The following is a 24,435-nucleotide window of genomic DNA, read 5'->3' on the forward strand; positions in this document are numbered from 1 at the left end:
ATAAATAGGACTTATAAAATGCTAATAAAAATTAATGATGTTTGTCGTATTCTTAAAATTAGCAGAAATACGTTATATCAATTACAAAAAAAAGATTCTTCATTCCCGAAACCAATTAAGTTTGGAGAAAAGAAACAAGCTCGAATATTCTATCGTGCAGATGAAATCCATACTTGGGTTATGAGTTTAAATTCCATTCCGTCTGAAATGGAGTTCAACAATGAAGGAAAATAAAAAAATTCATTTAACTCCCATGTCTGTGGTGAATAACAAAAAAATAGATTGGTTGTGGAGAGATTGGTTACCTCAAGGCAAATTGACTTTACTGGCCGGCCCTGCAGGAATAGGTAAAACAACATTAATGATAGATATTGCAGCATCAATTTCTAGAGGTGGAATGTTGCCTTTCGAAGAAAAGATATCCAAACAGAGTAATGTGCTCATTTACTCAACAGAAGACGATATTGAAACTACATTAAATCCTCGGCTTGTTGCTTGTGGTGCAAATATAAAAAATGTTTATTATATTTCAGGGATACAGGCTAGCGGTGACAAAGTCCAATATTTTGATCCGACCAAAGATTTTAAATTCCTTGAAGAAACAATGTTGGAAAAACCCAATATAAGATTAATTATTATTGATCCAATTGTTTCAGTTGTATCGGGAGATATGCATAAGTCCAATGAAGTTCGTAATTCACTTGCAGCATTTGTTGAACTGGCTCAAAAATATAATTGCGCAATCGTTGGTATAACTCACTTTTCGAAAAGTAATTTACAAACTTCACCAGTTGATAAAATTATTGGTTCTCAAGCTTTTACTGCTCTCGCGAGGATGGTTTGGGTGGTTGCCGAAAAAAAGGGAGAAAAGTTTTTAGCGAAAGCTAAAAGTAATATTTCAACTCTAGAAGGTGCGATTTTTTATGAGATTGAAAAAGTTATAATAGATAGCGACATTGAAACAACTCGTACACGGTGGACGAGATATGATGAAAATAGTAATTATGAAGAACTTATGTTGAGTAACTCAAATGAAAAGAATGCCTCAAAAGACTCCACTGTGTCTCGTGCACAGGCTTTAATTTTAGATTACTTAAATCAGGAAGATGTCATAGAGTCTAAAAAACTTGAGAAGCTAATTATCGATACAAATAAAATCAGCCAGAGTACATACAGAAGAGCACTTAAACTTTTACAAAGTGAAAGTAAAATTGAGACTATCAAGAAAAAAGAGTGGTATTGGAAATTAACTGCTGAATAAGTTGAGTATATTGCTTTAAGTTATTGATTTTTAATATTTTAAACTTATTCACTTGTTTCATATGAATAAGTTAAACTATATATTTATCAATTAGTTATTGAAATTATTCAAGTTATTCATCGTTTTAATGCCTATATTTACAAAAGATTACATATATTTTGCTATGTATCCGACTTTGTACCAATAAGTGATTTTAATTATAAAGTATTTAATTATCATCTACTTGGAATAAAGTCTGGTAACGTGTGGGCCCACCATATAAAACAACCCCTTACGTGCATTAATCGTGAGGGGTTTTTTGTTTCTTGATTCTGGTAAGCAAATGGTAAGCGAAATCAATCAACTTTATTAGAGAACAAATTTAGGTACCCCCTAGCTGTATCTTAAATTTGGATAGCGTAGTTAAAACTTTAATTTTTAAATCTTTGTACAACAAAGCCTTTCTACCACTGAATAAAAATGGCTCAATTTTTTGGTAGTGTTTCAAAAAGTATGCTGATGCTATTTTAATTACCAATCAAATGTCGTGAAGCCTTGAAAATAAGATGTTTTCCATCAGAATATTTTCTATAATTTTATTGACAACTGAAGCCAGCATAACTTTTAGAACTCCACCATTTTTTAAGCGTCTCGACTAATGTCACATTAAGATAAGGTTTTTTCATCAAGATATTTTTTAAACTCTTAGATTCTCAAATGAAGTGCAACAGAGATTAAATTACTAAAAGGAAGCAATATGAGCTAGCATGTTGAGATAAAGCATCACAGCACACTCCTTCTTCTATTAAAGCTTCTAACTTGTGCTGCAATCCTTTACCATACTCAATGCATTATTTTTATTATAAAAATCGATATGAGCATACTTTTACTAAGCACAACGGGACATCCTGAAGCAAATTTAGAATCTGCACGTTATTTTCTAGAAAATAAAAGCGATATTGAGAAAATTACAATACTTAGTACAGATTTTATGATGCAGTCTGGTAAAACAGAGCTTTTAATGCAAAGCCTCAAAGAAATTTTTAACAAGGAAATCGAAATTCTTGATCTTCCAAGTGGTCATGAAGAACATGATATGTTTGGAATTGAAAATGAACCGTACCGGGTTTGTCGGAGACTCAATATTCTGAGAGACTATTCCGATGAAAAAACCAAACTATACCCCCGAAATTAGAGAAAGAGCGGTTCAATTACTAATTGAATCTGAAAAAGATTATCCTTCTACTTGGGCAGCAATCACAGCTATTGCTCCTAAAATCGGTTGTACTCCTGAAACATTGCGTGTTTGGTATTTAAAGCATATGGATCAACTAAATCCTGCCAAAGTACAACAGATATCTGACCAAGAAAAAATGAAGCAAATGGAACGTGAAATTAAAGAATTAAAGCGTGCCAATGAAATTCTACGCAAAGCAGCCGCTTTTTTCGCCCAGGCGGAGCTCGACCGCCCTCACAAATAATGGTGGATTTTATCCATAATAAAGAGCTGTACGGAGTCGAGGCGATTTGTAGAATTTTACCGATCGCCCCTTCAACCTATTATCGGACTCTAGATCTCTGTGATGAGAAGCATTGCACGATCGAGGCATGCCAAAGAATGTGATTCATCATTCCGATAGAAGTGTTCAATATCTTTCTATTCGCTATACCAATCGTTTTGAAGCAGCAAATTTACGAGCATCAGTCGGTACAACGGGTGATTCATACGATAATGCTTTGGCTGAAACGGTGAATGGCTTATACAAAACAGAGGTGATTGAATATCTAAAAGCAGATTGGCAAGGTTTAGCACATGTACAACTTGCGACACTAAATTGGGTAGATTGGTTCAATAAAGAGCGTGTACATAGTGCACTAGGTTATGTATCGCCTTTTGAGTTTGAAGCAATGTACTATGATAAGGTTAACACGTTAGGTCAGGTGGCCTAACTTAAATAAAAAAGTCTCCGACAAACCCAGTACGGTTCAGTCGTGTTGTTGCGTCGAATTGTCGTGAAATCTACCTGCATTTGTTGGCCAGGTTGGGTTTGAAAACGAATGATCGGTTCCGGTTGAGCAGCTGGTTTTAATGTTGCAAGATATTCCCTCAAGATCCTGATCTTTCCTGGATATCCCAACCCTAAAATTTCCTGGTAGAGCACAACAGCAGGAATCCATTCAGGATGAGCTGCGTTTACACGTTGGAGTAAATAGGCTTTATATGGGTCAAGGATACTTATTCTAGGCTGTATACGCTGATACTGAGGTGTGGTGTTTTGCCGTAAATATTTACGTACGGTATTTCTGGACACCCCCAGTTCACGAGTAATAGCTTTAATAGATTTACCTTGCTGATGAAGTATTTGGATTGTCACTGCTTGCTCCAAAGTTAACATGTTGAGCAGTCCAAAATGACCGCTATATTAACCAAGGGGGGGCAGTTTTTAAATGCCATTAGGGGGTCATTTTTACACTGCCGCTAACAATGGTGACCGGCGCTTGATCGGCATGCAGCACCTGCTGTTGCAGCACCACCTCTTTTAAAGCATTGGCCAAAGGTTCCAGTTCCACACCGCAGCGACCAATCCAGTCAGATAAGGTCTTTCTCTTGTTTCTAGAAAGACCATGCTATCAGACCATATTAGAACTTTACTAAGTCACCTTTTAATGCCACCCCTGCTAATGCCGTACCTTTCGCACATTGGTAAGTCGTGGTGCTACGTGTTTCATTGGACTTATAGAAACTCACCAGATTGGTCACCGCATTGGCGCCTTTGGCTTTGGCTGTATTTTGAAATTGAATCAATGCCGAACGAAGTACATGATCACATGAACTTTCCGCAGATTTGGCAAAACCATTGGTCTTTTTATTGGTCACTAAGCCTTTTTCAATCACCTTACCGCCCGACTTGGTTCCCGCCAAATAAAATTTTACTGAACCATCCAAAACCCCATCAGCAACAGCACGGCTTACAGCTTCTTGGAAATTGAAATCATGCATTTGGTCAGCTGCATGTGCTGATGTAAATGCAGCTAGCCCCAGAATAGCTGTGAAGCCAAATTGCTTAATATTCATAGTAATTGCTCTCTTATTTAATTTAACGTTTTTGAAAGTTGTGTAAATACCGAATTATCTAAACGTGCCTTCCATGCCATCGCATTTTTATGAATTTTATTACCACGTTGATCGAGATTACGGCTACCTGTAATTTGTGAACTGACTTGATTACCTGAGATGAGATAGGTTACTTGTAAATAATGGCTACGACGGGTTAAACCCGCAACTACCTTTGTCTGATCTGCCTGTTCAACTACCCAACCAGTGCGCGCATTTTGCCCAACACCAAGTCGAATATTGTTCACAATATCAGCCGCAGTCGCATATTTTGCTGTCATTAATTGCCGCTGCGGATAATCAGAAATTTTTACAGTACTACAAGCTGTTAATCCCAGCATACTCACTGCTGATAAGATAGATAGTGTTTTTTTAAACCCCATTTTTTACCCTCTGTTTCAGTTATGGTCTATATTATTTTTGAAAATTAATGATGTATTAATGCCACCAAAGGCAAAATTATTCGTCATAATAATTTTTGCTGACATCGGGCGAATATCACCACAAATATAATCTAATTCCGCACACGCAGGGTCAATGTTATCTAAGTTTAAAGTTGGCACGAATTGATTACGTTGCATCATTTCAATGCTGAGCCATGCTTCAATTGCACCACATGCACCTAAAGTATGACCAAAATAGCTTTTTAATGAACTGATTGGCTTTTGACCCAATATACGCACAGTTGCTTGTGATTCAGCAATATCACCCTGATCAGTCGAAGTGCCATGTGCATTAACATAATCAATATCCGCAGCAGTAAGCTGTGCATCTTTCAGTGCCAATTGCATACAGCGTCCCATCATCTCAGAATCAGGTCGCGTCACATGCTGACCATCAGTATTGCTACCATAACCGATGATCTCAGCATAAATAGTCGCTCCACGTGCTTGAGCATGTTCATATTCTTCTAAAATCAAACAGCCTGCACCTTCACCAACAACCAAACCATCCCGATTTGCATCAAAGGGACGCGGAGTTTTCTCTGGATGATCATTTTGAACGCTGGTCGCTAACAGTACATCAAACACAGCTGAACCCGCAGCGCTGAGCTCTTCTGCTCCACCTGCAATCATCACAGTTTGCTTGCCGTATTTAATCGCTTCATAAGCTTGTCCAATGGCCATCGAACCGGAAGTACACGCACTTGAGGTCGGCAGCGTTAAACCTTTTAGCCCAAAATACACCGTCATATTGACCGCGCTGGTATGTGACATCATACGAATGTAGGTCGTGGCATTGAGTTGACTCATATCATGCTCAAGCAACATGGTACCAAACTCACGCACAGCATCCACACTGCCCGCAGAAGAACCAAAAGCCACGCCTGCATCGCCACTTCTTAAGATATCAGCATGGAGTAAACCTGCGTCTTCCAATGCTTTTTCAGCACATACCGTGGACATTAAGGCAACACGCCCCATACCACGAGTAACTTTACGGTTAAAATGCTTCGGTACAGTAAATGACTCAACTGGACCAGCTAATTTACTACGTAAATCAGGATAGATCTCCCAATCGGGCATATAGCGAATGCCACTTTTACCGAGTGTAAACTGCTCAAAAATTTGCTCTGCGGTTTCACCCAAAGAAGTAATCCCAGACATGCCTGTTACAACAACACGTTTCATTAGATCAGGCCTCCATTAATTGAAAGCACTTGGCGGGTGATATAACTGGCATCATCACTACATAAAAACTTTACCGCTTTAGCGACTTCTTCCACCTGCCCCATACGTTGCATCGGAATCATTTTCAAGGCATGTTCTTTGACTTCCTCTGTGACCATTTCGGTTTCTATCAAGCCCGGAGCCACACAGTTCACCGTAATTTTGCGTTTTGCCAACTCTAGTGCCAATGCTTTGGTCGCACCAATTAAGCCTGCTTTGGCAGCACTATAATTGACCTGACCACGGTTCCCCATAATTCCAGACACTGAAGATAATGTCACAATACGTCCACCCTTTTTAAAGCGGATCATTGGCATCATCAATGGTTTCAACACATTATAAAAACCGTTCAGAGAGGTCGAGACCACATCATCCCAGTCTTCATCAGTCAGTGCGGGGAAAGCACCATCACGGGTTAATCCTGCATTCAGCACTGCACCGTAAAAAGGACCATGCTGTGCTATATCTTGCTCTAAAATAGCGGCAATTTTTTCACGCTCATTCACATCGAACATCAGTACATGACTGGCCTGTCCAAGCGCTTGAATTTCCTGAGCCACCGCTTCGGCCTCAGACTGTCTTGAACGGGCATGGACCGTGACATCAAAGCCTGCCTTTGCCAACTCCAAAGCAATCGCTTTACCTATCCCACGACTCGAACCCGTGACTAAAATTCTTCTGTTCACACTAATTTTCCGATGATTTCATTCATATTTTCAGGCTCAAATACGCTCAACATGGCGCTGAACCGATGTTCTTGATATTCAATTTCACAATGAAACTGCCCCAAACCCTCGTGCAGATAACTTTGTTCTACTCGAATCCGCACGGTTGTGCCCAAACTAAAATAGGCACAAGGCAACTGCATTTTACGCGTTCCCAATAAAAAGCCAATTTTCGGTGGCCAACCCTTGGTTTGCCCTTTATAGCCTGCATAGGCACTAATGGTCTGCGCCATCAGCTCAATACTGCTCCATGTGGGCAAGCCATTTGGCTCACAAAACATCAAATCAGCTGTGATATGAAGTTCTGCAATCGCAAATGTATCATTGGCTTCAATCAAATGACTCACGAAAACCATCGGTTTCGCATGTGGAATAAACTGTACTGCGTCCATCATGACAAAACCGTCCCGAAAATTAAACTGATGTTGCTCCCACCAAAAGCAAAAGAATTACTCATCGCATAGCGAATCGGTGCAGCTAAATGCGGTGTAAACACATAATTTTGCCCAGCCAAAGCATCGTCCAATTCACCTGCATGATGCAGCGGCAACCAAGATTGATCTAATAAAACCTGCTGGCAAATAAAGGCTTCGATTGCACCCGCCGCCCCCAGACAATGTCCCGTTTTATGTTTGGTGCTACTAAGTGCAACTGGATAATCTGCAAAAACAGTCTGCACCGCCTTAATCTCCATCACATCATTTTGCGGTGTAGAAGTCCCATGCAAATTTAAATACCCAATATCGCCTGCTTCAAGCTGTGCCATATCTAAAGCTTTTTGCATCGCCTCCGCAGCCCCTCGTCCTTCTGGATGCGGTGCTGAAATATGCCATGCATCCATTGACTCACCACTCGACAGCAACATCACAGCTGCAGGTGCTTTGGACAGTAAAAATAGTCCTGCAGCTTCGCCAATATTGATGCCGTCACGGTTGGCACCACAGGGCTGACAAATTCCGCTCGATAAGCTTTCTAAACTATCAAAACCATTTAAAGTCAGCTTGCACAAGGTATCGACTCCACCGACTAAGACAGCATCGGCCAGATCTGCATTCAGCAGACGTTGCCCCGCCGCCAGCGCTTTAGCTGCCGAGGAGCAAGCGGTAGAAATGGTATAGGCAGGCCCTTCCCAGCCCAAATACTGTTGTAAGGCTTTCGCTAAACTGCCCATTTCTTGCTTTTGGTGCTGTACAGACTGCGGTACAGACTGTTGAAACTGGACTTTTAAGACAGGCTCATTATCTGCGATGCCTGAGGTTGACGTGCCGATAATCACAGCAAGACGTTGTTTAGCAAACTGTGCTGTATAAGCATGAATTTCAGTTTCAATGTGCGCCAAAGCCGTCAGGGCAAAGCGTAGATTCCGTGAATCTGCACTGCTCAAGCTTTCAGGCACTGCTTGAACCAAGGCTTGATCCGATGCACCGACCCAGACCGAACGCCCCGCGATCAAATCCTCTCGTTGTGACAAAGTATTTTCTGTGCTTGTTAAGGCATGCTGAAGCTCAGTGGCATTTTGCCCCAAAGCCGACAGCGCCACACTGAACTGAATACCCATGGCTGAAACATGCTGTAGATTTTTAGTCATGATGGTCACCTTGATCATCTTCTAAAGTATTGCTCACCGTGCTGATCACCATTTGATAAGGCACTTGCAGATTATCCAGTTCAATTGCTCCTTCATTTTGCTGAATTTTCAACACGGGTTGCTGCTGTATATAAATGGTATCGTCTTTCTGCACGACAGCATTTTGAGCAGTATGTAAGGCAGCAAAATTTGGATAAGTGGCATACAGAATATCACGCACCACATAATCAAAAGGCAACCGTTTCATTGGATCAATCCGCTGTTCAACTTCGACCTTTTGACCATCAAAACTGAGTTTAAACAACTGTTGCCCTGTGAGGCTGAGCGCTAACATATCAAGCGACTGCCCCCGTTGTTGCTGATACAGTAAAAAGCTGAAACTCTGGGTTTTCCACTGCACTTCGATTTGATCTTGACGTTGATAATTTTGCGCAGCCCACTGCGGGGTCGCGAGTCCCTGCGCCTTGGGAATCCAGCTTTGGCAGGCACTACAGAGCAGAGCACTGGCTAAAACCCAACTGACGGTTTTCAAACGCAGCTTAAGTTTCATCAGTCAACGACTCTTTTTGCGGTTGTTCTTCTCGGCAATATTCGGCCAAAGTGCTCAAGCGTTGCTTGGCATTACGATGAATCGGGTTGCTTGCATCCCACGCATAACCTGCCAGTAAGGAAGCAATCATACGGCGGATTTTTTCATCCTGATGAGTGGAGAACACCACATCCTGAAACTCCCCCGAATACCATGACTCGACATAGGCACGAAATACTTGAATGCCTTTACGTAGTGGCTTTTCATATTGCTCCATCCAGTCTACTGCCTGACCTTGCAGCACTTGCTCGACCAATGGTACGGCTAGACTGGACGATTTCAAAGCAATAGTCACTCCCGAAGAAAAGACAGGATCAAGGAACTCACCGGCATTGCCCAGTAGTGCATAGTTGTTGGAAGCCAAATGTTTCACATCGGCAGAGTAGCCCACCAAAGTACGGACAGAAGTATCATGTTTGGCGTGACGCAGTACATGTGACAAACTGGCATCATCGGCTAAAATACGTTTCTGCAAGGCCTCAAGGTCATAATCTGCACTGCCGTCATAACCATATTTTTCAAAGAAATCTTGCTCCGCCACGATGCCAAATGAAGAGCGCCCATCAGCAAAGGGAATCAGCCAATACCACGCACGATGATCTTTTTCATGCACAGTAATTAAAATTTTCTCACGGTCAAACTCAGGGTCATCCAACAAACCATCTTCAATATGGGTAAAGACTGCACGGCGCACAGGAAAGTCCGACGGGCTTTCTAAGTCGAGAAACTTCGGCAAAATACGGCCAAAACCACTGGCATCTAACAGGAACTTGCCTTGAATTTGGTAGCTGTTGCCTTGCTCATCTTTGACCGTCAAAATCGGCTGTGTGGATGTGACATCGACGGCCAAGACTTCATGGCCAAAACGGATGTCCGCGCCCATTTTTTCGGCTTGCTGTGCCAAAAGCTGGTCAAAGTTGGCACGTCGGACCTGCCATGTAGTGCCTGGGCCTTCACTAAATTTTTGGGTAAAGTCATAAAAACTACGCTGTCTGCCTCTTAAAAAAGCCGCGCCATTTTTAAACTGAAAGGCATATTCGTCGGCATGTGCACGCACCGTTTCCAATAAACCCGCTTCTTCTAAAAACACCATACACTGCGGCAATAAAGACTCGCCGATGGAAAAACGCGGAAAATATTGCTTTTCAATGACCGTGACTTGGTAACCTTTTTGGCGCAACAAAGCTGCAGCCGAGCTGCCTGATGGTCCCGCCCCAATAATTAAAACATCTGTCTGTTGCATGGTGCTCATTGCACTGTACCCTTTGACTCAGCTCTTTGGCTGATATTGTTGAACCACCACATGTTTTGCATCGGAGGATGTAAAAAGTGTGGCATAAATAAATGAAAAAATAACGCCCAGCAACACTGTTAAGCCAAAACTGTGAATGGCATAGGTATGACTAAAGGACAGCAAACCAAAACTAAAAAACGTCGACATCATGCACAGGAATAAAGCCATCCCCACCACCTGCGGATGATCATGTCCGTGGCGGTAGAAAATCGCATAGTCCACCCCAATCCCAATGATTAGGAAGGTACCCATAATGCTGAATAAATTAATCTCGACACCCAGCCATGCTTGAATCGCAAACGTGGTCATTAAGGCCATGCTGACAGGCAACACCAAAGGCAGAATGGATTTTTTGCCATATAGTGTCCCTAAGCCAATGGCTAAAATCACCAAAGCGCTGAGTAATAGCCACTGTGCCTGCTCACGGTGCTGTTTAAACAATTCAGACAGTTGATGAACGGGACGTAACAGTTGTACATCAGCATTCTCAAGCTGCTGTACGGCTTTGACATCATGCACATTTTGCAGCATCACCAAACGTTGTGTCGGACTCATCTGCAGAAAATGCAGAGGATGATCTTTAATGACTGCTTCGGTCAACAACGGTTGGTCTTTTAAATGGGCTTGCCAGTTTAAAACATCCGCTGCGTTGAGCTGTAGCGCTTGCGCATATTTCACTAAAGCTGGCTTGGGAATCGCCTGCAACATCGCGATATTGTGCTTCTGCTGCTCAAGCGAGGGAATCCACTGCCCTAAAGCTTGTACAGCATCCAACTTGCCAGCCTGTTGTAAGGGCGCAAGCTCTGCCAGTAGTTGCTGTTCGCGCTGCTCCAACTCTGCTGGGGTTCTGCCCTGTACCACAAAGTATTCACTGCTTTGCTGTTGCATAAAACGCGAACGAATATATTGATCTTCCTGCTTTAAGGTGGCATCCATACTTTGTAAATTACGGATGTCATCATTGCTTTTCAGCAAGGCGAGACTACTACCCATCACCAGTAGAATCAGTGCAATCATGCCATAACGCAGCGTATTTCGACTCTGCACATAACTGCGTGCTTTGCCAATAAAGCCCAAAGCACGTATCGCAGGTTCCGCATTCAGCGCAGGCAAACGTGGCAACAATAAAATACTGGTCACCCATGCGGCGCTCAGTCCAACCATGGAAAAGACCGCAATCTGCTTAAAACCCGGAAATGGGGTAAAACTCAGCACTACATAAGCCAACAATGTAGTCATCAAACCCACAAATAGGCTTGGCAATAATGGTTTTAAAACTGCAAATCCATCCACCTGTCGGTGCTGAGACTGCATGGCCATAAAGTAAAATGAAAAATCGACACAAACCCCTATCAGACTGGCGCCAAAGACCAGTGTCATCAGGTGAATTTCACCGAAAACCCAATACGTCACCGCAAAGGCCACCAGACTGCCGGTACCTACTGCAACCATTTCCGTCAGCATCGGGCGTATCGAACGGAAGCCAAACCAGACCAGTAGTAATATTCCGATGGTCGAACCCACGCCAATAGTCGAGATTTCCTCTTTGGCAGAATTGGTGCCAAACTGTGCAAACAATAACGTGCCTGTCCAGTGCGGTTTAACCTGCAACTGGTTGAGCTGCCGATTGATATTCTGAATAAATGCAGCAGTCTGCTCTTGGTAGGCAATGTTATAGGGACTGCTATTGAGCTGAAGCACCATCAGGCGCGAGATGCCCTGCTCATCACGAATGGTCGCAAAGCCCTGCTCTAAATTGATATCGGCATTATTTTGTAAGGCACTTAAACCCACTGCATAACGGGGAAACAGCAGCAAGGGATCTTGCTTGAGAATTTCAGCCGTGATTGGCATGCCCGGACTCATCAGTTGTAATAAGCCTTGCTCTGTCAGTGCGACATCATCCTGCTTCTGCACAATCTGTTGATCTGTCTTGGATAACAACCCCGCCTTATGTTGATACAGCGCTTGGGCAAATTGATCAGGATCAAGCTGCGGACGAACGGGTAAAAACAGCTGACTTTGGTCGGCTTGGGTTTTGAGTACTTGCGTTGCCTGTTCTAATTGCTGATCTGTTTTGGCATCCAACACCACAAAAACTTTGTCATTTAACTGCCGACTGACATATTGCTGTGCTTGTTCCAGATGAGCATCTTGATGGGCCTCAGGCAACAAAGCAAAAATATTGGTCTCAATCTTAATGCCTTTATTCAGCCAAGCCACGCCCAGTGCCAAAGCAATGACACACAACAGCAACAACCACAGGGCGCTAAATTTATTTTGCCAATTGGAAAAGCGCATTTTCCGCAGCCGTTAAAGTTTGAGGTTGAGCCGTTTGCTGGCTAAAACGAATGATGGTGCGATTATTGGCTTGTTCCAAAATCGTAATACGGTCCACATAACGCTGACCTTGCGCATCGACTTGGACAAAAAGCTTTTTAAATAGACTGCTTTTCGGCGTTAAGCTGACATTCCACTGCGTCGGACTGTAATTGGCAGACACCACGTTAAAGTTTTTAGCGAGTGCCGCTTCATTGCCCGACATCAACTGCAAAAACATCGTCGCTACAGAGCCATAAGGAGTCTTATCGACTTCAATTTGACTGGACGTGCGCTGCGTCTTTTGTACCAGCTTACGCGGTGTCACCACCAAATCGGCTTTGACTGGACTTTGAATCTGCCACAGCACCCCTTGGTTTTTGCTGAACAGCACCGTGCCTTTGGACACATAGGTTTTATTCAGAGCGGCCAGTTTTTTCTGCTGCTCAAATTGGGCACGCACCACAGGCGTTGCACCGAGCTGAGCAAACACCTGTTTCAATTCAGTATTTTGTGCATTCACTGCGGGAGCAAGCACAGTCATCATACTGGCTGTACACGCAACCAAAATCGGCTTAAAAAATTTGTATCGAATCATGCTTGCATTACTCCGCTTTAAATTCAGGCCATGCATTTAAACAGTCCAGCAACACCTGTGGTGACTGGAAGCACATTTCACGTTTTTCAATATGTACCGCCACTTGCGAGGTATAACCCTTGGTCAGCTTTCTGCCTGAAACTGCATCGAAAATCAGATATTCGATTTTTAAGCGATTTTCCCATTCTTTCAAAACGGCGCGCACACGAATTTTTTGCTCAAACTCAATGCCTTGTACATAACGCACATGACTTTCAATCACTGGCCATGCATAGCCCGAGTCACGCATTTGGTTATAGTTATAGTGAAATTGATCCAGCAATTTGCAGCGTGCAATTTCAAAATATTTTAAATAATGCCCGTGCCACACCACATTCATGGTGTCGACATCATGAAAAGGCACTTCAATGATTACATCAGCATGCATGCTCATTTCCTATGAATATTGAACAGCAATGCTGTCTAACAGTTCTAAATCCTCAAAGCGATGAACCAATGCCTGAAGCTCTTGTTGCAAAGGACGATCTTCCACTACATAGGTGAAGCTCTGAAGCACCCAGTGTTGAAATGCTGTTAAAACAGGGCTGAGTTCTGTATCTACCCCTTTGAGTTTGACCGCCTGAACCGCTGCACAGCTGAGTGCCGCAATCACTTGTTCAGTCAGGGTAATCACTCGACTGGCATCACGCGCAGCAATGGTACCCATACTGACTTTGTCTTGATTATGACATTCGGTTGAGCGTGAGAAAATCGACGCAGCGAGGGTTTGTTTCAAGGCTTCTGCTGTCCATGCCGAAACCCCAATTTGCACCGCTTTAAAGCCATGATTCAACGGCAAACGCTCAGGGCTTGAACCGGTTAAATTGCGCGGCAAACCATTGTTCATTTTATAGTCGACCAACTGCGCAAACTGACGATCCATCAAGTCAGCAATATTCGCGATCATAATTTTCAGGCTGTCCATGGCTTGGGCAATATGTCCGCCATAGAAATGTCCACCATGCAGTACCCGCAGGTTCACTGGGTCAATCAATGGGTTGTCGTTACTTGAATTCAGCTCATTTTCAATAAACTGACGCAGCCAGACTTTAGAATCTTCAAACACCCCAATCACATGCGGTGCACAGCGCAGTGAATAACGGTCTTGCAGGCGCGAACTTTGGTGTTCGGTCTGCACGTCACTGTTTAACCAGTCACGTAACTGAGCTGCAATATGTTGTTGTCCCGGATGTGGTTTCTGCGCAAACAAGACTTCATCAAAATGGCTTGGATTCCCTTCTAAAGCCAAAACATTCAGGGCGGTAATCAAAGTACTGGCAAAAGAAATCTGTTCGGCTTTTTTATAATTCAAACAGGCAATCGCGGTCATAACCGCTGTACCATTCATCAGGGCTAAACCTTCTTTAGGACGCATCACCAAAGGCTCCAAACCTTTTTCGGCATACACTTGTGCAATCGGTACGATCTGGTCTTGATAGTACACATCGCGCTCACCGACCAAGGCCCCAGCAATATAAGACAAAGGCGTCAAGTCACCACTGGCACCCACCGAACCTTCTGAGGGAATCACCGGAATGACATCTTCATTCAGCATCCAGACCAAACGCTGTAACAAGGCATGCGAAACACCCGAATAGCCGCGCGCCAATGAACATAAACGCACCACCACGACAGCACGTGCGGTAATTAAGTCTAAGTTTTGTCCCATGCCACAGCCATGAAAACGCGACAAATGTAGTGGTAGCTCATGCACTTGATGGGCCGGAATTTCAACCAAGCACGAGTCTCCATAGCCCGTGGTCACGCCATAAATGACGCCTTCGTCTTGCAACAGCTGATCGAGGAAATCTGCGCCACGTTGAATCAATGCTGTCCATTCAGCAGAGGCAGGCAATGCCACCTGTTTTTCTTTACGCGCTACAGCCACAACATCTTCAATACTGAGCGGAGTTTCCCCAACAATTAACACAAGACTTATCCTTTATTCCAAAAATTATAAAAATTAAACCATTGAAAGGGCGCGCGTATGCAATGCTGTTCCAAAAGTTCCACATACTGTCGTGTGGTCTGCTGCATGGCCTGTAAACGCTCTTTACGTGGCCAATTTAACTGCTCCGCCACTGGGTGAATATGCACTTCAAAATGTGTATCAACTCGATAGCAAAACACTGCCAGCACAGGAGCTTTCAACAAACTGGCCAAAATCCATGCACCTTGTGGCCACAGCGCCTGCTCACCTAAAAACGCAACCGATTGTACCCGATCTGACTGCACAGGTACGCGGTCTGCAGCCACAATCACCCATTCACCTTGATCCAACCTATCCTGTAAAATCAGTGCTGTTTCAATTCCCAACTCATCCACCGAAACCAAATTGACATCGGCATGTTCATTCAGCTTTTTTAAAAACTCATTGAATTTGGTGGCATGTTTTTGATAGACCAACACATTAATTCTCTGCGGATGCTCTGCTTTGACGGCACGAAGCAATTCAATATTGCCAAAGTGTGACACCACAATCACCGCACCTTTTTGATAGTGCGAACGAAAATGCGCATGACCATGCAGCTTTAAGTTCTGCTCAGGAATATGCCCGAGCCAGCCCTCAATTTTATCTAAAATACATTCGCCAAATTGCATCAAATGCGTATAGCTATGCCAAAGCTGCGGCTCAGCCTGAAACGGTGACTGTGCACCTGCAAAATGATGCAGTTTTTTTAAGTACAACAGAGAAGCCTGACGCGCGGTATTGGAAAAGAGCCAGTACCATAAAATCACAAAGTACAAGATGACCCGACACAGCCAGCGCCCACCCAAACGGTAGAAACCCAGCATCAGCATCAGCGGCAACATCCCGCCCCGCTCTTTCACGGCGCTCCATTTCTGCATATGCTTCTCTGACCGCCTTAGCCTTTAACTTTCTGATAAATCAGTTTGGGGAACCGCAGCAGCATGCCACCTAACAAGCGACTATGCGCGCGCGCCATGCCCAAATTGTCACGCCAAACATCAAAATGTGAAATGCCACCTTCAGGGTAAACGACATGCGTGGGCAAATTGATAAACGGCACATTATCCCATTTCAAACGCACCAAAATTTCCGAGTCAAAGCCCATCCGCGGTTGAAACTTGGCTGTATTTAGAATGTTCACCGTCTGCGCCAAAGGATAAACACGAAAGCCACACATGCTGTCTTTAATGTCAAAAGACAGACTGTTAATCCACACCCAAATATGGGTTGCATAACGTCCATAGAGACGTTTTTTTGGAACAGTCGCATCAAAGATCGGCTGACCAATAATCATGGCTTCGGGATGCTGGATAGAGGTGTCTAAAAAGCGTTGCACATCCTGCCAATCATGTTGTCCATCCGCATCCAGTTGCAAAGCATGGCTATAGCCACATTGAAAGGCATGCTTGAGACCCGTGATCACCGCCTGCCCCTTCCCTTGATTGTGGGTATGTTCAACCAAATCGACCCTTGGGTAGTCCTGCTCAAGCTGATGTAACACTGTTGTACAATCAGCATCACTGCCATCATTCACCATAATAATGGGTAACTCAAAAGCGCTTAAATGTGACAGTAACGCAGCCAAATAATGCGGATGGTTATACACAGGAATCACAAAGCAGTGTTTCATTTTTGTCTCTCGGCTTAAACGTCTACAGGGACAGCAAACAGCAAACGTCCTGATGCCAATATTTTGTCATGATTTTTCAGCTCAAAACTGATCTTATGTGCTTTACGGCTGAGCACCAGTTCCAGCGTTTGATAGGGTTGGATCAGTCCTTGAAATTTTAACTGCTCAAAACCATTGCACCACAGTAAATCTGCCCAGTTTTGTTTGGCAAAATGTTGAATAAATCCAATTTGCCCTACGCCCGGATAAATCGGGAAGTTCGGAAAATGCCCTTTAAAGCATTCCAGCTCAGGCACAAACTCCAAAGCATAAGTGATCTGCATATCCTGTGACTGCTGTGTCAATACCACAGGCAGAGTCATCGGCTGAAAGAGTGATTTTAAATACTGTTTGTTCAGCTTCGATTGTGCATTTTGTGGCATTTGCGTTAAAAACCGCCACTGCCGCGGAATCGCGATACTTTCCAATTTCAGTTGTAAGTGTTTTTTCAGCTGTGCGGTAAAGGCAGCTTTACCCTTTTCAATGAGCAGCGCCCTTGCATCATCCGTTAACACTGCCACCACCGCCAACATCTGACGCTGTTCTTTTTCATGAATTAAAACATGGCACTGCTGTATTTCTGCCAACTCAGCGATTTTTGCTTCAATCGCATCGAGACTTAACCGCTTTTCTTCGAGTTTGACAATGCGGTCCAAACGCCCCAACAACTGAAACGAACTTTTGGGATTATCTGCATCCATAACCTGCACTTTATCTCCCGTCAGAATCCAATCCTCGCTATAGGCATGGTTGGTTTTAACGGCTAACTCTTGCTGCTCGGCGCAGTTAATTTCGACATTGGCAAAGGGTGTCCATAGTGCATCATCCGCCTGACGGTGAGCAATCCCGCCTGTTTCAGAACTACCAAACACTTCAGTAATCGGACGGTTCAGCAAAGGACGCACGCCTGCATCCAACTTTCCACCAGAGGAATAGACCCGATGGCAGTCTTGCAACACTACATCTGTGGTCCAGCGCTTCAACAATGCAGGACTTGAAATCAGGTAATTGGGCAGTTGCAGATGGGCAATTTTCTTTTGAAGATCGACCACATCTTCAGGGAAAGCCTGTTGTTTTTGATAGAAACTGCGTCCACTGGCTAAGGGCCACAACAACTTAAACAACAAACCATAAATATGTTGATGACTCACCGTGGCAATCGCAACTGCCCGCTCAGGCAAATCAAAACTGGCTTCCAAACCACAGACTTCATTGAACAATTGTTGCAAGGTGCGCGGAATCTTTTTCGGCTGCCCTGTTGAACCCGAAGTATAGAAATACAGCTGTGCCTGATTGAGAAAGGCAGCATCAAATTGAAGCTCAAAGGTTGACGCGGCTGTCGACGGCAAACGTTTTAAAAAATAAATCTGCTGTTCAGCCAATTCTTTTTCTAAGTCGCTGACCCGATGCGGCGGCAACAGCACTTGCTTAGCTGCTTGCAAGGCTGCAAACAACAATACCAAAAACTCATAACTGTCTTGTTCCCAAAGCGCCCATACTGGCTGTTCCAACTGCTGAATTTGCGTAGCCTGCTCAGCTACATCCAACCAAAAAGTGTGAAAGGACACAAAACTTGAGTCCGCCTGAATACACAAGGGACGCGATGAATGGAGATGGTGTTGAAAATGACAAGACATAAAATTTGTTTTTAAAAACCGTATTTCTAATCGCTATAGTTCGAGGCCACTGTTTCAGTTGCCCTGACGGAAATGCTGTTATTTCTGTGCCTGATGCAGTCGTTGCTGGCGTTTACGCAACACAAACTCACCCAGTAACAGTCCACCCATCAAGACATAAGAGATCAAGCCGTTATACATCACCCAAATTTTCATCGGTGCAAAGAAAACAGTGATCAGGGCAATGACCGCATTGATGCAAAAAAAACCACACCAAACTTTGGTCACTTGACGGGTCCATTCGACTCCTTCTTCTGGCAGATTAGGCTCTGCCAAACGTGCAAAACGCTCAATCATTGAAGGCGGTCGAATCAAGGTGCTGGCAAAAATAAACAGCGCCCCAAGACTCATAAAGACAGGATAGAGTTTAAGCCACGCATGATCTTTTAAAATCAAACTCAGCCCGCCACATAAAATGGCAAAACCTGTCAATGGCCACAGCAGGGCATTGCCCTTACTCAAGAGACGTAAAATGCCCAGTACAATCAATACCGCACTGACCCAGACATACTGTCCATGTGCCAAAGCATAAGCGACAAAAAAAGGATAGAGGATCAAACCGATCCCTGCTACCCCTTTTAAGATGTTGTTCATGCAACTGACATATTCTGAATCACGACCACCACATCTTGAATGGTGCGCACATTTTTAAAATCTTCAGGGTTGACTTGTTTGCCTGTCAACTCTTTAATTTTTACCACCAAATCAATGGCATCAATACTGTCAACATCGAGGTCTGAAGCTAGGTTTGACTCTAATTGCACATCTTCAGGCGCAATTTCAAACAACTCTTCCATCCATTCACGTAATTTTTCTAACACGGTTTCTTGTGCAAGCATAGCAACCTCTTATGCTGTTTTCTGTGCTTCAACCAAAGCCACTAAGCTTTGAATTGATTTAAAATGTTCTTTGGTTTCTGCAGACTCTGCATTCAAATGAATGCCATAACGTTTTTTCAATGCCAAGCCTAATTCAAGGGCATCAATCGAGTCCAAACCTAGACCATCGCCAAACAAAGGCGCGTCTGTATCAATGTCTTCAATACTGATGTCTTCAAGGGCAAGGACATCAATAATCATTTGCTTTAATTCATCAGCAAGATTCGTCATTTAGGGATAACTCTTGGTTAAAAAACCATTGTAATTGTTGATTTAATTGACGTACATTTTTTGGATTAACCGTTACGTCATCCAATACGTCTTCCACTTGGATCGCATCCAAGACTTTTACATGGATATGAAAAGGCTGTTCTGGAATGTGATACCATTTTTCGTTTTTGGTGAGTGTCGAGGGCGTACAGCTAATTAGCACAGGCCGAATCGGTACCCCTGCCCTTAGTGCAATATTGGCTGCGCCGCGCTGAAACTCGTTCAACTGCTCACCTTTTGCTGTTCTTGTTCCCTCAGGAAAGATCAACAAGGACGCGGCATGATCCTGCTGCAATTTGTGTACACAGTCCTGAATAAATTGTTCAGAACCCGCATTTAAAATATAGCCCGCACTTTGCACAGGACCTTTGGTAAATGGATTTGACCACAGTGCCTGCTTAACGACACAGTTTGCTTGCTCCATTAAACCAATTAAAACCACCACGTCAATCAGTGTCGGATGATTGGCAATCACCAACTCCTGTTGACTGTTTTTTAATTTCTCTAAACCTTCAACCGTATAAGTCATAATGCCCAGTTTCACCATCATTTCGGTGAAACCTTTAAAACTGTGTTTAATCACCTTTTGAGTGCGCTGTTTTCGGACATCCAGATCAGACGAACTCAGCTTAACCAGAGGGGCAACCAAACCGCCAATCGCCACACCGCCTAAGCCAAAGCTGGCAAAGCTAAATCCTGTCGCCCCAACCCGCCATGCATAGTTGGCTTTTTGCTTGATTCGATTTAATTTCAGCATTTCGTCCACGCTTCAGATTCAGTTTGCTCAGGATTAGTCCAAAACGTGTTAAATGCTAAAGCTTGCTGATAGGCTGGCGTTGCATTCGTATGCTTTGGCATCAATATCAAATTTGCAGGCGCTAATGAAATCATCGCTGCCATCGCAAAAGCAGAAAATGGCTGATGCTCGATATACATTTCAGGCAAGGCTTCATCATAATACACCAGCAAAACCTGACAGGCTTCTGGCCTTGTTTTTAACCATGCATAAGCTTCAATCAACCCATCATTCCACGAACCTGCCAAACTGGTCGCAGGTGTCGCATCCTGACATAAAATAGAATATAAGCCTGAAATTGCATTATGTACCGAGGTTGAAAATTGAGTCGGTGAAGGCGTTTGCCCTCTCAAGACATCTTCTAATATATTCAGCGTTTTGGCTTCATCACCATATTGCGACACCCAAACAATATAATCGACTTTGTGTGTATTTAAAGTCTGTATTGCACTATTCATAGCCAGCTTTGCTAGGCGCGATAAGCGCCGGCGTTGCATCGCAGGAATGTGTTGTATAGCTGATAACACTTGATCAATCGAACTTAGATTTAAGTGGGACACGTGGAGTTGCATCATCATGATCAGTAATTAAAAAATTGACAATTATCAGGTGTGTAATTATAACACCGAGTTAAATTTTTCACAAAAAATAACAAAACCATGTTGTTTTCAAAAATAAAACTGTGAAATCCATTCAATTATCAATTGCTGTATGCTGAAAAAACAGGAGGTTTTAACTTGGTAAACTATACATACTCATCAGGAGTTTACCATGAGCTAGAAACACAAGACGTATACGGTAGAACTTAAATCTGAAGCCATCAAAGCATTAGAAGCCAATCAAGGCAATGTATCCGAAACAGTTAGAGAACTCGGCATTTCCATGCAGACCCTTTCGCATTGGAACAATAAGGCAAAGGCAGGGACTTTAGCTGGTACTAAACAGTATTCACCTGACCTAAACGCTTTGCTCGAAGAAAATAAGCAACTTAAACAAACAGCTTAAATCCGCTGAAATGGAACGTAAATTTCTAAAAAAGGCAGCAGCGTACTTTGCCAAAGTACGTCAGTAAGGTACGCCTATATGAAATCGCAAAAACACTGATTGCCGATTATTTTGATGGCACGATTACTTCATGTATTAGTTTCACACTTTTATAATTGGCTAAAACGAGGTGTGAATAAACGATTAGTTCAGCGAAATCAACAAACAAATTTGGTCAAAATAGCGCACAAATAAACGAAACAGAGCTATGACTATATTCGCTTAACCAAGCATTTACAGGCTCAGGTCGTAAAAATTAGTACATATGCAGTATGTCAGATAAAAAAGTTAAATCAGCTGCATTGTAAGTACCACAAACGTTTCAAAAGAACGACGAACAGTGACCATAACTGAGCGATCTATCCAAATTTGCTTGAGCAACAATTCTCAATGATTAAACCAAACCAAGCGTGATTGAGTGATATTACGTATATATGGACGACTGAAGGCTTGTTGTACTTAATAGTTGTAAAAGACGTTTACACGAAACAAGTGGTTGGCTACAGCTTAAATGAGCGTATGACAGCCAAGCTTGTTTGTGATGCATCGAATATGGCTATTCACAATCAAAAACCAGCTAAGGACCTCATTGTACATTCACAAACTTCATGCCTGTAGAGTCTACGAGTAGATGAAGCCCATCACTGTTTTTCTGATAACTAATTGCAATATCAATATGCTTTTGTCTTCTACAAAGCATACTGTAATCTGGTGCTGTCCAATCCGCAAAGTTTAATTAAGTTTTGAACAAAGCCAGTAACCCTGTGTAAAGTGAGTCTAAATAGAGATTTGATCATCAAATACATTGAATCGCTATGTCGGAGTAAGTTTTACTTAGACCTTATTTGCCTTGCGGTTCTGCATGCCATTGTGTTTTTGGATCGAACCAAATGTCAATATTCCCACGATTAAAGAGTGCTTGGTTATATGCTGACCAATTGGTTGTGCGGTAGATTTTGTATGTAAGCTTCTTCATTTGAAAATTATATTGCTGAAAAAGCCTTTACAGATAGGTTTGTGCAACAAAGCCTATGTGAAGTTGAATGTAGACTGGGAAATCTAACAGATAGATAAAATGATAAAGCTCTTCTAAAAGAGCTTTATTCTAAGAGTCTATAATTTGGATCTAAAATGATTTATTAGGGGGTAACTCTAGGCAAAGATAAAATTAATTTAGCTTCATAGTCATTCAAAACATTATCAATATTTTCAATCCATTTTGTACCATTGGCTACCTGTGCTGATCTAACAACTTTGCTGTAAACGTGAATAGGTTCAGCTGGCGATTTCTTCGTATTGAAGATATCGGTATCAATTTCAGAATGGATTTTAATAGATGCAAATCCTGGCTGGAACCAAGACCAGAATTTATTAATTTTAATATTCAAAACTAGGTCTGCATTCGCCCGATTGGCAGCATTATCTTCAAGAACTTCATAGCCTGATTTCTTAAGTGCTAGAGTTGTACGTTTCTTTAATAATTCAGAAACCGTTTCTTTCTCTAAAAGAATATCACCTAAAGCTTTTCCATAACCGTTACGCTTTCGAGCTACAGCTTTTGCTTTTTCTTCAGCCGTAGCCTTTGCTAAACCACCTTTTAAAGATGGGATATCAGCAGTTGGTGGTTTATCTTGAAAAGACCTTTCATCTTCAACAAGTGCAATAATCACTTTTTTAGAATTACTGGCCTCTTGTGTAGAAACTTGATTAGAGGTTGGAACTTGGATAAGTCCACGAGATGTTGCACATCCTGAAAGTGTAGTGATTAACAACCCAAAAGTTAGTATAAGAAAAAAATGTTTCACAAAAATCCCTCAATATTTATATAGTTAGGTAAAACTTCATAAATATAAAGAAATAGCGCAAAGATTGAAAGATAATTATTCGTATTAGTGGGAAAGTGAACCGTACCGGGTTTGTCGGAGATTTTTTTATTTAAGTTAGGCCACCTGACCTAACGGGTTAATCTTATCATAGTACCTTGCTTCAAACTCAAAAGGCGATACATAACCCAGTGCACTGTGTACACGCTCTTTATTGAACCAATCTACCCAGTTTAGTGTCGCAAGTTGTACATCTGCTAAACCTTGCCAATCTGCTTTTAAATATTCAATCACCTCTGTTTTGTATAAGCCATTCACCGTTTCAGCCAGAGCATTATCGTATGAATCACCAGTTGTACCGACTGATGCTCGTAAATTTGCAGCTTCTAAACGATTGGTATAGCGAATAGAAAGATATTGAACACCTCTATCGGAATGATGAATCACATTCTTTGGCATGCCTCGATCGTGCAAGGCTTGCTCTAATGCATCGAGCACCATATCTGTATTCATCCGTGTCGATACTTTCCATCCAACAATTGCTCGTGAGAACACATCAATAATAAAGGCGGTATAGACCCAGCCTGAATGAGTTTGAATATACGGGTGAGTAGACCAAGGGAATTTCACCCTTAGCCCCTCGCAGAACCGGACATGAACCTCTCAGCTCATCCGGCTCCCATTATCCAACCGATGGTAAACATCCCATTTTCCAGTGCACAAAGGCATTTGGAAAATCACGCGCAAGTCGCCCTAAGGCATATCTAGCCCGTCTTTTATGACGGGCCAAGTTTTTATACTTACGCCTCATCCAGCGTATAAGATAAGCATTCATGTGTTGCCAGATCGCTGACATTGCTGAACCATGGAATCGACCATAGTATTGCTGCCAACCTTGAAGAATTGGATTGAATATTGCAGATAAATCACTTAATTCGCGATTACACATCAGATGTAGATGCCATTTCCGAATAGTCTGTCGCATTGCTTTAAGTGCATCACGACTGACTGCAGGAGAGAAATTTACATAAACTCTTTTATACTTGTCCACAGCCTTACGGGGCCTAAACGTGTACCCGAGAAAAGTAAATTGAACATCGGGATATGCTTTACGACGATTAATATCTTGG

General features: G+C 42.7%; 25 protein-coding genes, 6 pseudogenes and 1 other annotated feature. Of the genes and pseudogenes, 5 read left to right on the forward strand and 26 right to left on the reverse strand.

From position 1 onward, the window contains the following. Window positions 1-18 precede the first annotated feature (18 nt). The 4 genes and pseudogenes from FTU83_RS17685 (at window position 19) to FTU83_RS08315 (ending at window position 3,190) form a co-directional block, all read left to right on the forward strand. Window positions 19-234: a helix-turn-helix transcriptional regulator gene (locus tag FTU83_RS17685; protein WP_373686447.1), complete on the forward strand. Its 216-nt coding sequence runs from the start codon at window positions 19-21 to the stop codon at window positions 232-234. After that, complete coding sequence (locus FTU83_RS08305; protein WP_180106060.1) at window positions 221-1,261, forward strand: AAA family ATPase; 1,041 nt, start codon at window positions 221-223, stop codon at window positions 1,259-1,261. Before FTU83_RS17685 ends, FTU83_RS08305 begins: the two co-directional genes overlap by 14 nt. A gap of 853 nt (window positions 1,262-2,114) precedes the next feature. Further along, complete coding sequence (locus FTU83_RS08310; protein ID WP_180003135.1) at window positions 2,115-2,435, forward strand: hypothetical protein; 321 nt, start codon at window positions 2,115-2,117, stop codon at window positions 2,433-2,435. Then, a pseudogene (locus FTU83_RS08315) lies at window positions 2,404-3,190 on the forward strand (integrase core domain-containing protein). Before FTU83_RS08310 ends, FTU83_RS08315 begins: the two are co-directional and overlap by 32 nt. After that, window positions 2,679-2,792, forward strand: a sequence feature (AL1L pseudoknot). Its footprint overlaps the pseudogene before it by 114 nt. Window positions 3,191-3,228: 38 nt before the next feature. Here FTU83_RS08315 and FTU83_RS08320 read toward each other — a convergent pair. From FTU83_RS08320 to FTU83_RS08425, 22 genes and pseudogenes are all read right to left on the reverse strand, one after another. Further along, window positions 3,229-3,636, reverse strand: a pseudogene (locus FTU83_RS08320) (helix-turn-helix domain-containing protein); the annotation flags it as partial. 85 nt (window positions 3,637-3,721) lie between these two features. Continuing rightward, window positions 3,722-3,847: pseudogene (locus FTU83_RS08325) on the reverse strand (transposase); the annotation flags it as partial. A 34-nt stretch (window positions 3,848-3,881) separates the two neighbouring features. Continuing rightward, window positions 3,882-4,316: a hypothetical protein gene (locus FTU83_RS08330; protein WP_005090826.1), complete on the reverse strand. Its 435-nt coding sequence runs from the start codon at window positions 4,314-4,316 to the stop codon at window positions 3,882-3,884. A 17-nt stretch (window positions 4,317-4,333) separates the two neighbouring features. Continuing rightward, a complete protein-coding gene (locus tag FTU83_RS08335; protein ID WP_227515218.1) occupies window positions 4,334-4,696 on the reverse strand; it encodes a hypothetical protein in 363 nt (120 codons plus the stop codon). A gap of 57 nt (window positions 4,697-4,753) precedes the next feature. Continuing rightward, entirely contained in the window at window positions 4,754-5,986 is a 1,233-nt protein-coding gene (locus FTU83_RS08340; protein WP_180003137.1) for a beta-ketoacyl-ACP synthase, read from the reverse strand. Beyond that, window positions 5,986-6,711: a 3-ketoacyl-ACP reductase FabG2 gene (locus FTU83_RS08345; protein WP_180003138.1), complete on the reverse strand. Its 726-nt coding sequence runs from the start codon at window positions 6,709-6,711 to the stop codon at window positions 5,986-5,988. The genes FTU83_RS08340 and FTU83_RS08345 overlap by 1 nt, the downstream gene beginning before the upstream one ends. Beyond that, complete coding sequence (locus tag FTU83_RS08350) at window positions 6,708-7,145, reverse strand: 3-hydroxylacyl-ACP dehydratase (protein WP_180003139.1); 438 nt, start codon at window positions 7,143-7,145, stop codon at window positions 6,708-6,710. The genes FTU83_RS08345 and FTU83_RS08350 overlap by 4 nt, the downstream gene beginning before the upstream one ends. After that, window positions 7,142-8,338: a beta-ketoacyl-[acyl-carrier-protein] synthase family protein gene (locus FTU83_RS08355; protein ID WP_168369540.1), complete on the reverse strand. Its 1,197-nt coding sequence runs from the start codon at window positions 8,336-8,338 to the stop codon at window positions 7,142-7,144. The genes FTU83_RS08350 and FTU83_RS08355 overlap by 4 nt, the downstream gene beginning before the upstream one ends. Then, a complete protein-coding gene (locus tag FTU83_RS08360; protein WP_168369541.1) occupies window positions 8,331-8,888 on the reverse strand; it encodes a DUF3261 domain-containing protein in 558 nt (185 codons plus the stop codon). The genes FTU83_RS08355 and FTU83_RS08360 overlap by 8 nt, the downstream gene beginning before the upstream one ends. Then, entirely contained in the window at window positions 8,878-10,179 is a 1,302-nt protein-coding gene (locus FTU83_RS08365; protein ID WP_168369542.1) for an NAD(P)/FAD-dependent oxidoreductase, read from the reverse strand. Before FTU83_RS08365 ends, FTU83_RS08360 begins: the two co-directional genes overlap by 11 nt. A gap of 18 nt (window positions 10,180-10,197) precedes the next feature. Next, window positions 10,198-12,522 carry an MMPL family transporter gene (locus tag FTU83_RS08370; RefSeq protein WP_180003140.1) on the reverse strand — a complete coding sequence of 775 codons (2,325 nt, stop codon included), beginning with the start codon at window positions 12,520-12,522 and terminating at the stop codon, window positions 10,198-10,200. After that, window positions 12,497-13,138 carry an outer membrane lipoprotein carrier protein LolA gene (locus FTU83_RS08375; RefSeq protein ID WP_168369544.1) on the reverse strand — a complete coding sequence of 214 codons (642 nt, stop codon included), beginning with the start codon at window positions 13,136-13,138 and terminating at the stop codon, window positions 12,497-12,499. The genes FTU83_RS08370 and FTU83_RS08375 overlap by 26 nt, the downstream gene beginning before the upstream one ends. Before the next feature lie 7 nt (window positions 13,139-13,145). Beyond that, a complete protein-coding gene (locus FTU83_RS08380) occupies window positions 13,146-13,565 on the reverse strand; it encodes a thioesterase family protein (protein ID WP_005012597.1) in 420 nt (139 codons plus the stop codon). Between the two features lie 9 nt (window positions 13,566-13,574). Further along, window positions 13,575-15,107, reverse strand: coding sequence for a histidine ammonia-lyase (gene hutH, locus FTU83_RS08385; protein ID WP_168369545.1), 1,533 nt, complete (start codon window positions 15,105-15,107; stop codon window positions 13,575-13,577). Window positions 15,108-15,112: 5 nt separating this feature from the next. Beyond that, on the reverse strand, window positions 15,113-16,027 hold the full coding sequence (locus tag FTU83_RS08390) for an acyltransferase (protein ID WP_168369546.1): 915 nt from the start codon (window positions 16,025-16,027) through the stop codon (window positions 15,113-15,115). A gap of 17 nt (window positions 16,028-16,044) precedes the next feature. Beyond that, window positions 16,045-16,779, reverse strand: a complete 735-nt coding sequence (locus FTU83_RS08395; RefSeq protein WP_168369547.1) for a glycosyltransferase family 2 protein — start codon at window positions 16,777-16,779, stop codon at window positions 16,045-16,047. A 14-nt stretch (window positions 16,780-16,793) separates the two neighbouring features. Further along, window positions 16,794-18,455 carry an AMP-binding protein gene (locus tag FTU83_RS08400; protein ID WP_180007370.1) on the reverse strand — a complete coding sequence of 554 codons (1,662 nt, stop codon included), beginning with the start codon at window positions 18,453-18,455 and terminating at the stop codon, window positions 16,794-16,796. Window positions 18,456-18,533: 78 nt separating this feature from the next. Further along, window positions 18,534-19,088, reverse strand: a complete 555-nt coding sequence (locus FTU83_RS08405) for a septation protein IspZ (RefSeq protein ID WP_005090850.1) — start codon at window positions 19,086-19,088, stop codon at window positions 18,534-18,536. Continuing rightward, a complete protein-coding gene (locus FTU83_RS08410) occupies window positions 19,085-19,333 on the reverse strand; it encodes an acyl carrier protein (protein ID WP_005090852.1) in 249 nt (82 codons plus the stop codon). The genes FTU83_RS08405 and FTU83_RS08410 overlap by 4 nt, the downstream gene beginning before the upstream one ends. Window positions 19,334-19,342: 9 nt before the next feature. Next, window positions 19,343-19,603: a phosphopantetheine-binding protein gene (locus FTU83_RS08415; protein WP_005090854.1), complete on the reverse strand. Its 261-nt coding sequence runs from the start codon at window positions 19,601-19,603 to the stop codon at window positions 19,343-19,345. Then, window positions 19,587-20,399, reverse strand: coding sequence for a 1-acyl-sn-glycerol-3-phosphate acyltransferase (locus tag FTU83_RS08420; protein ID WP_005090856.1), 813 nt, complete (start codon window positions 20,397-20,399; stop codon window positions 19,587-19,589). Before FTU83_RS08420 ends, FTU83_RS08415 begins: the two co-directional genes overlap by 17 nt. Then, entirely contained in the window at window positions 20,393-21,013 is a 621-nt protein-coding gene (locus FTU83_RS08425) for a beta-ketoacyl synthase chain length factor (protein WP_180007391.1), read from the reverse strand. Before FTU83_RS08425 ends, FTU83_RS08420 begins: the two co-directional genes overlap by 7 nt. A gap of 205 nt (window positions 21,014-21,218) precedes the next feature. On the opposite strand from FTU83_RS08425, the pseudogene FTU83_RS08430 reads away from it, so the two are divergent. Next, window positions 21,219-22,082: pseudogene (locus tag FTU83_RS08430) on the forward strand (IS3 family transposase); the annotation flags it as partial. Here FTU83_RS08430 and FTU83_RS08435 read toward each other — a convergent pair. The 4 genes and pseudogenes from FTU83_RS08435 to FTU83_RS08450 all read right to left on the reverse strand — a co-directional run. Next, a pseudogene (locus tag FTU83_RS08435) lies at window positions 22,081-22,458 on the reverse strand (transposase); the annotation flags it as partial. The pseudogenes FTU83_RS08430 and FTU83_RS08435 overlap by 2 nt on opposite strands. Window positions 22,459-22,621: 163 nt before the next feature. Continuing rightward, a complete protein-coding gene (locus FTU83_RS08440; RefSeq protein WP_180003145.1) occupies window positions 22,622-23,287 on the reverse strand; it encodes a flagellar biosynthesis protein in 666 nt (221 codons plus the stop codon). A gap of 135 nt (window positions 23,288-23,422) precedes the next feature. Beyond that, window positions 23,423-23,908: pseudogene (locus FTU83_RS08445) on the reverse strand (IS3 family transposase); the annotation flags it as partial. Window positions 23,909-23,987: 79 nt separating this feature from the next. Next, a partial coding sequence (locus FTU83_RS08450; protein ID WP_180106059.1) for a group II intron maturase-specific domain-containing protein occupies window positions 23,988-24,435 on the reverse strand: 448 nt, incomplete at its 5' end.

The organism is Acinetobacter sp. YH12152 (assembly GCF_013418285.1).
Lineage (GTDB): Bacteria > Pseudomonadota > Gammaproteobacteria > Pseudomonadales > Moraxellaceae > Acinetobacter > Acinetobacter amyesii.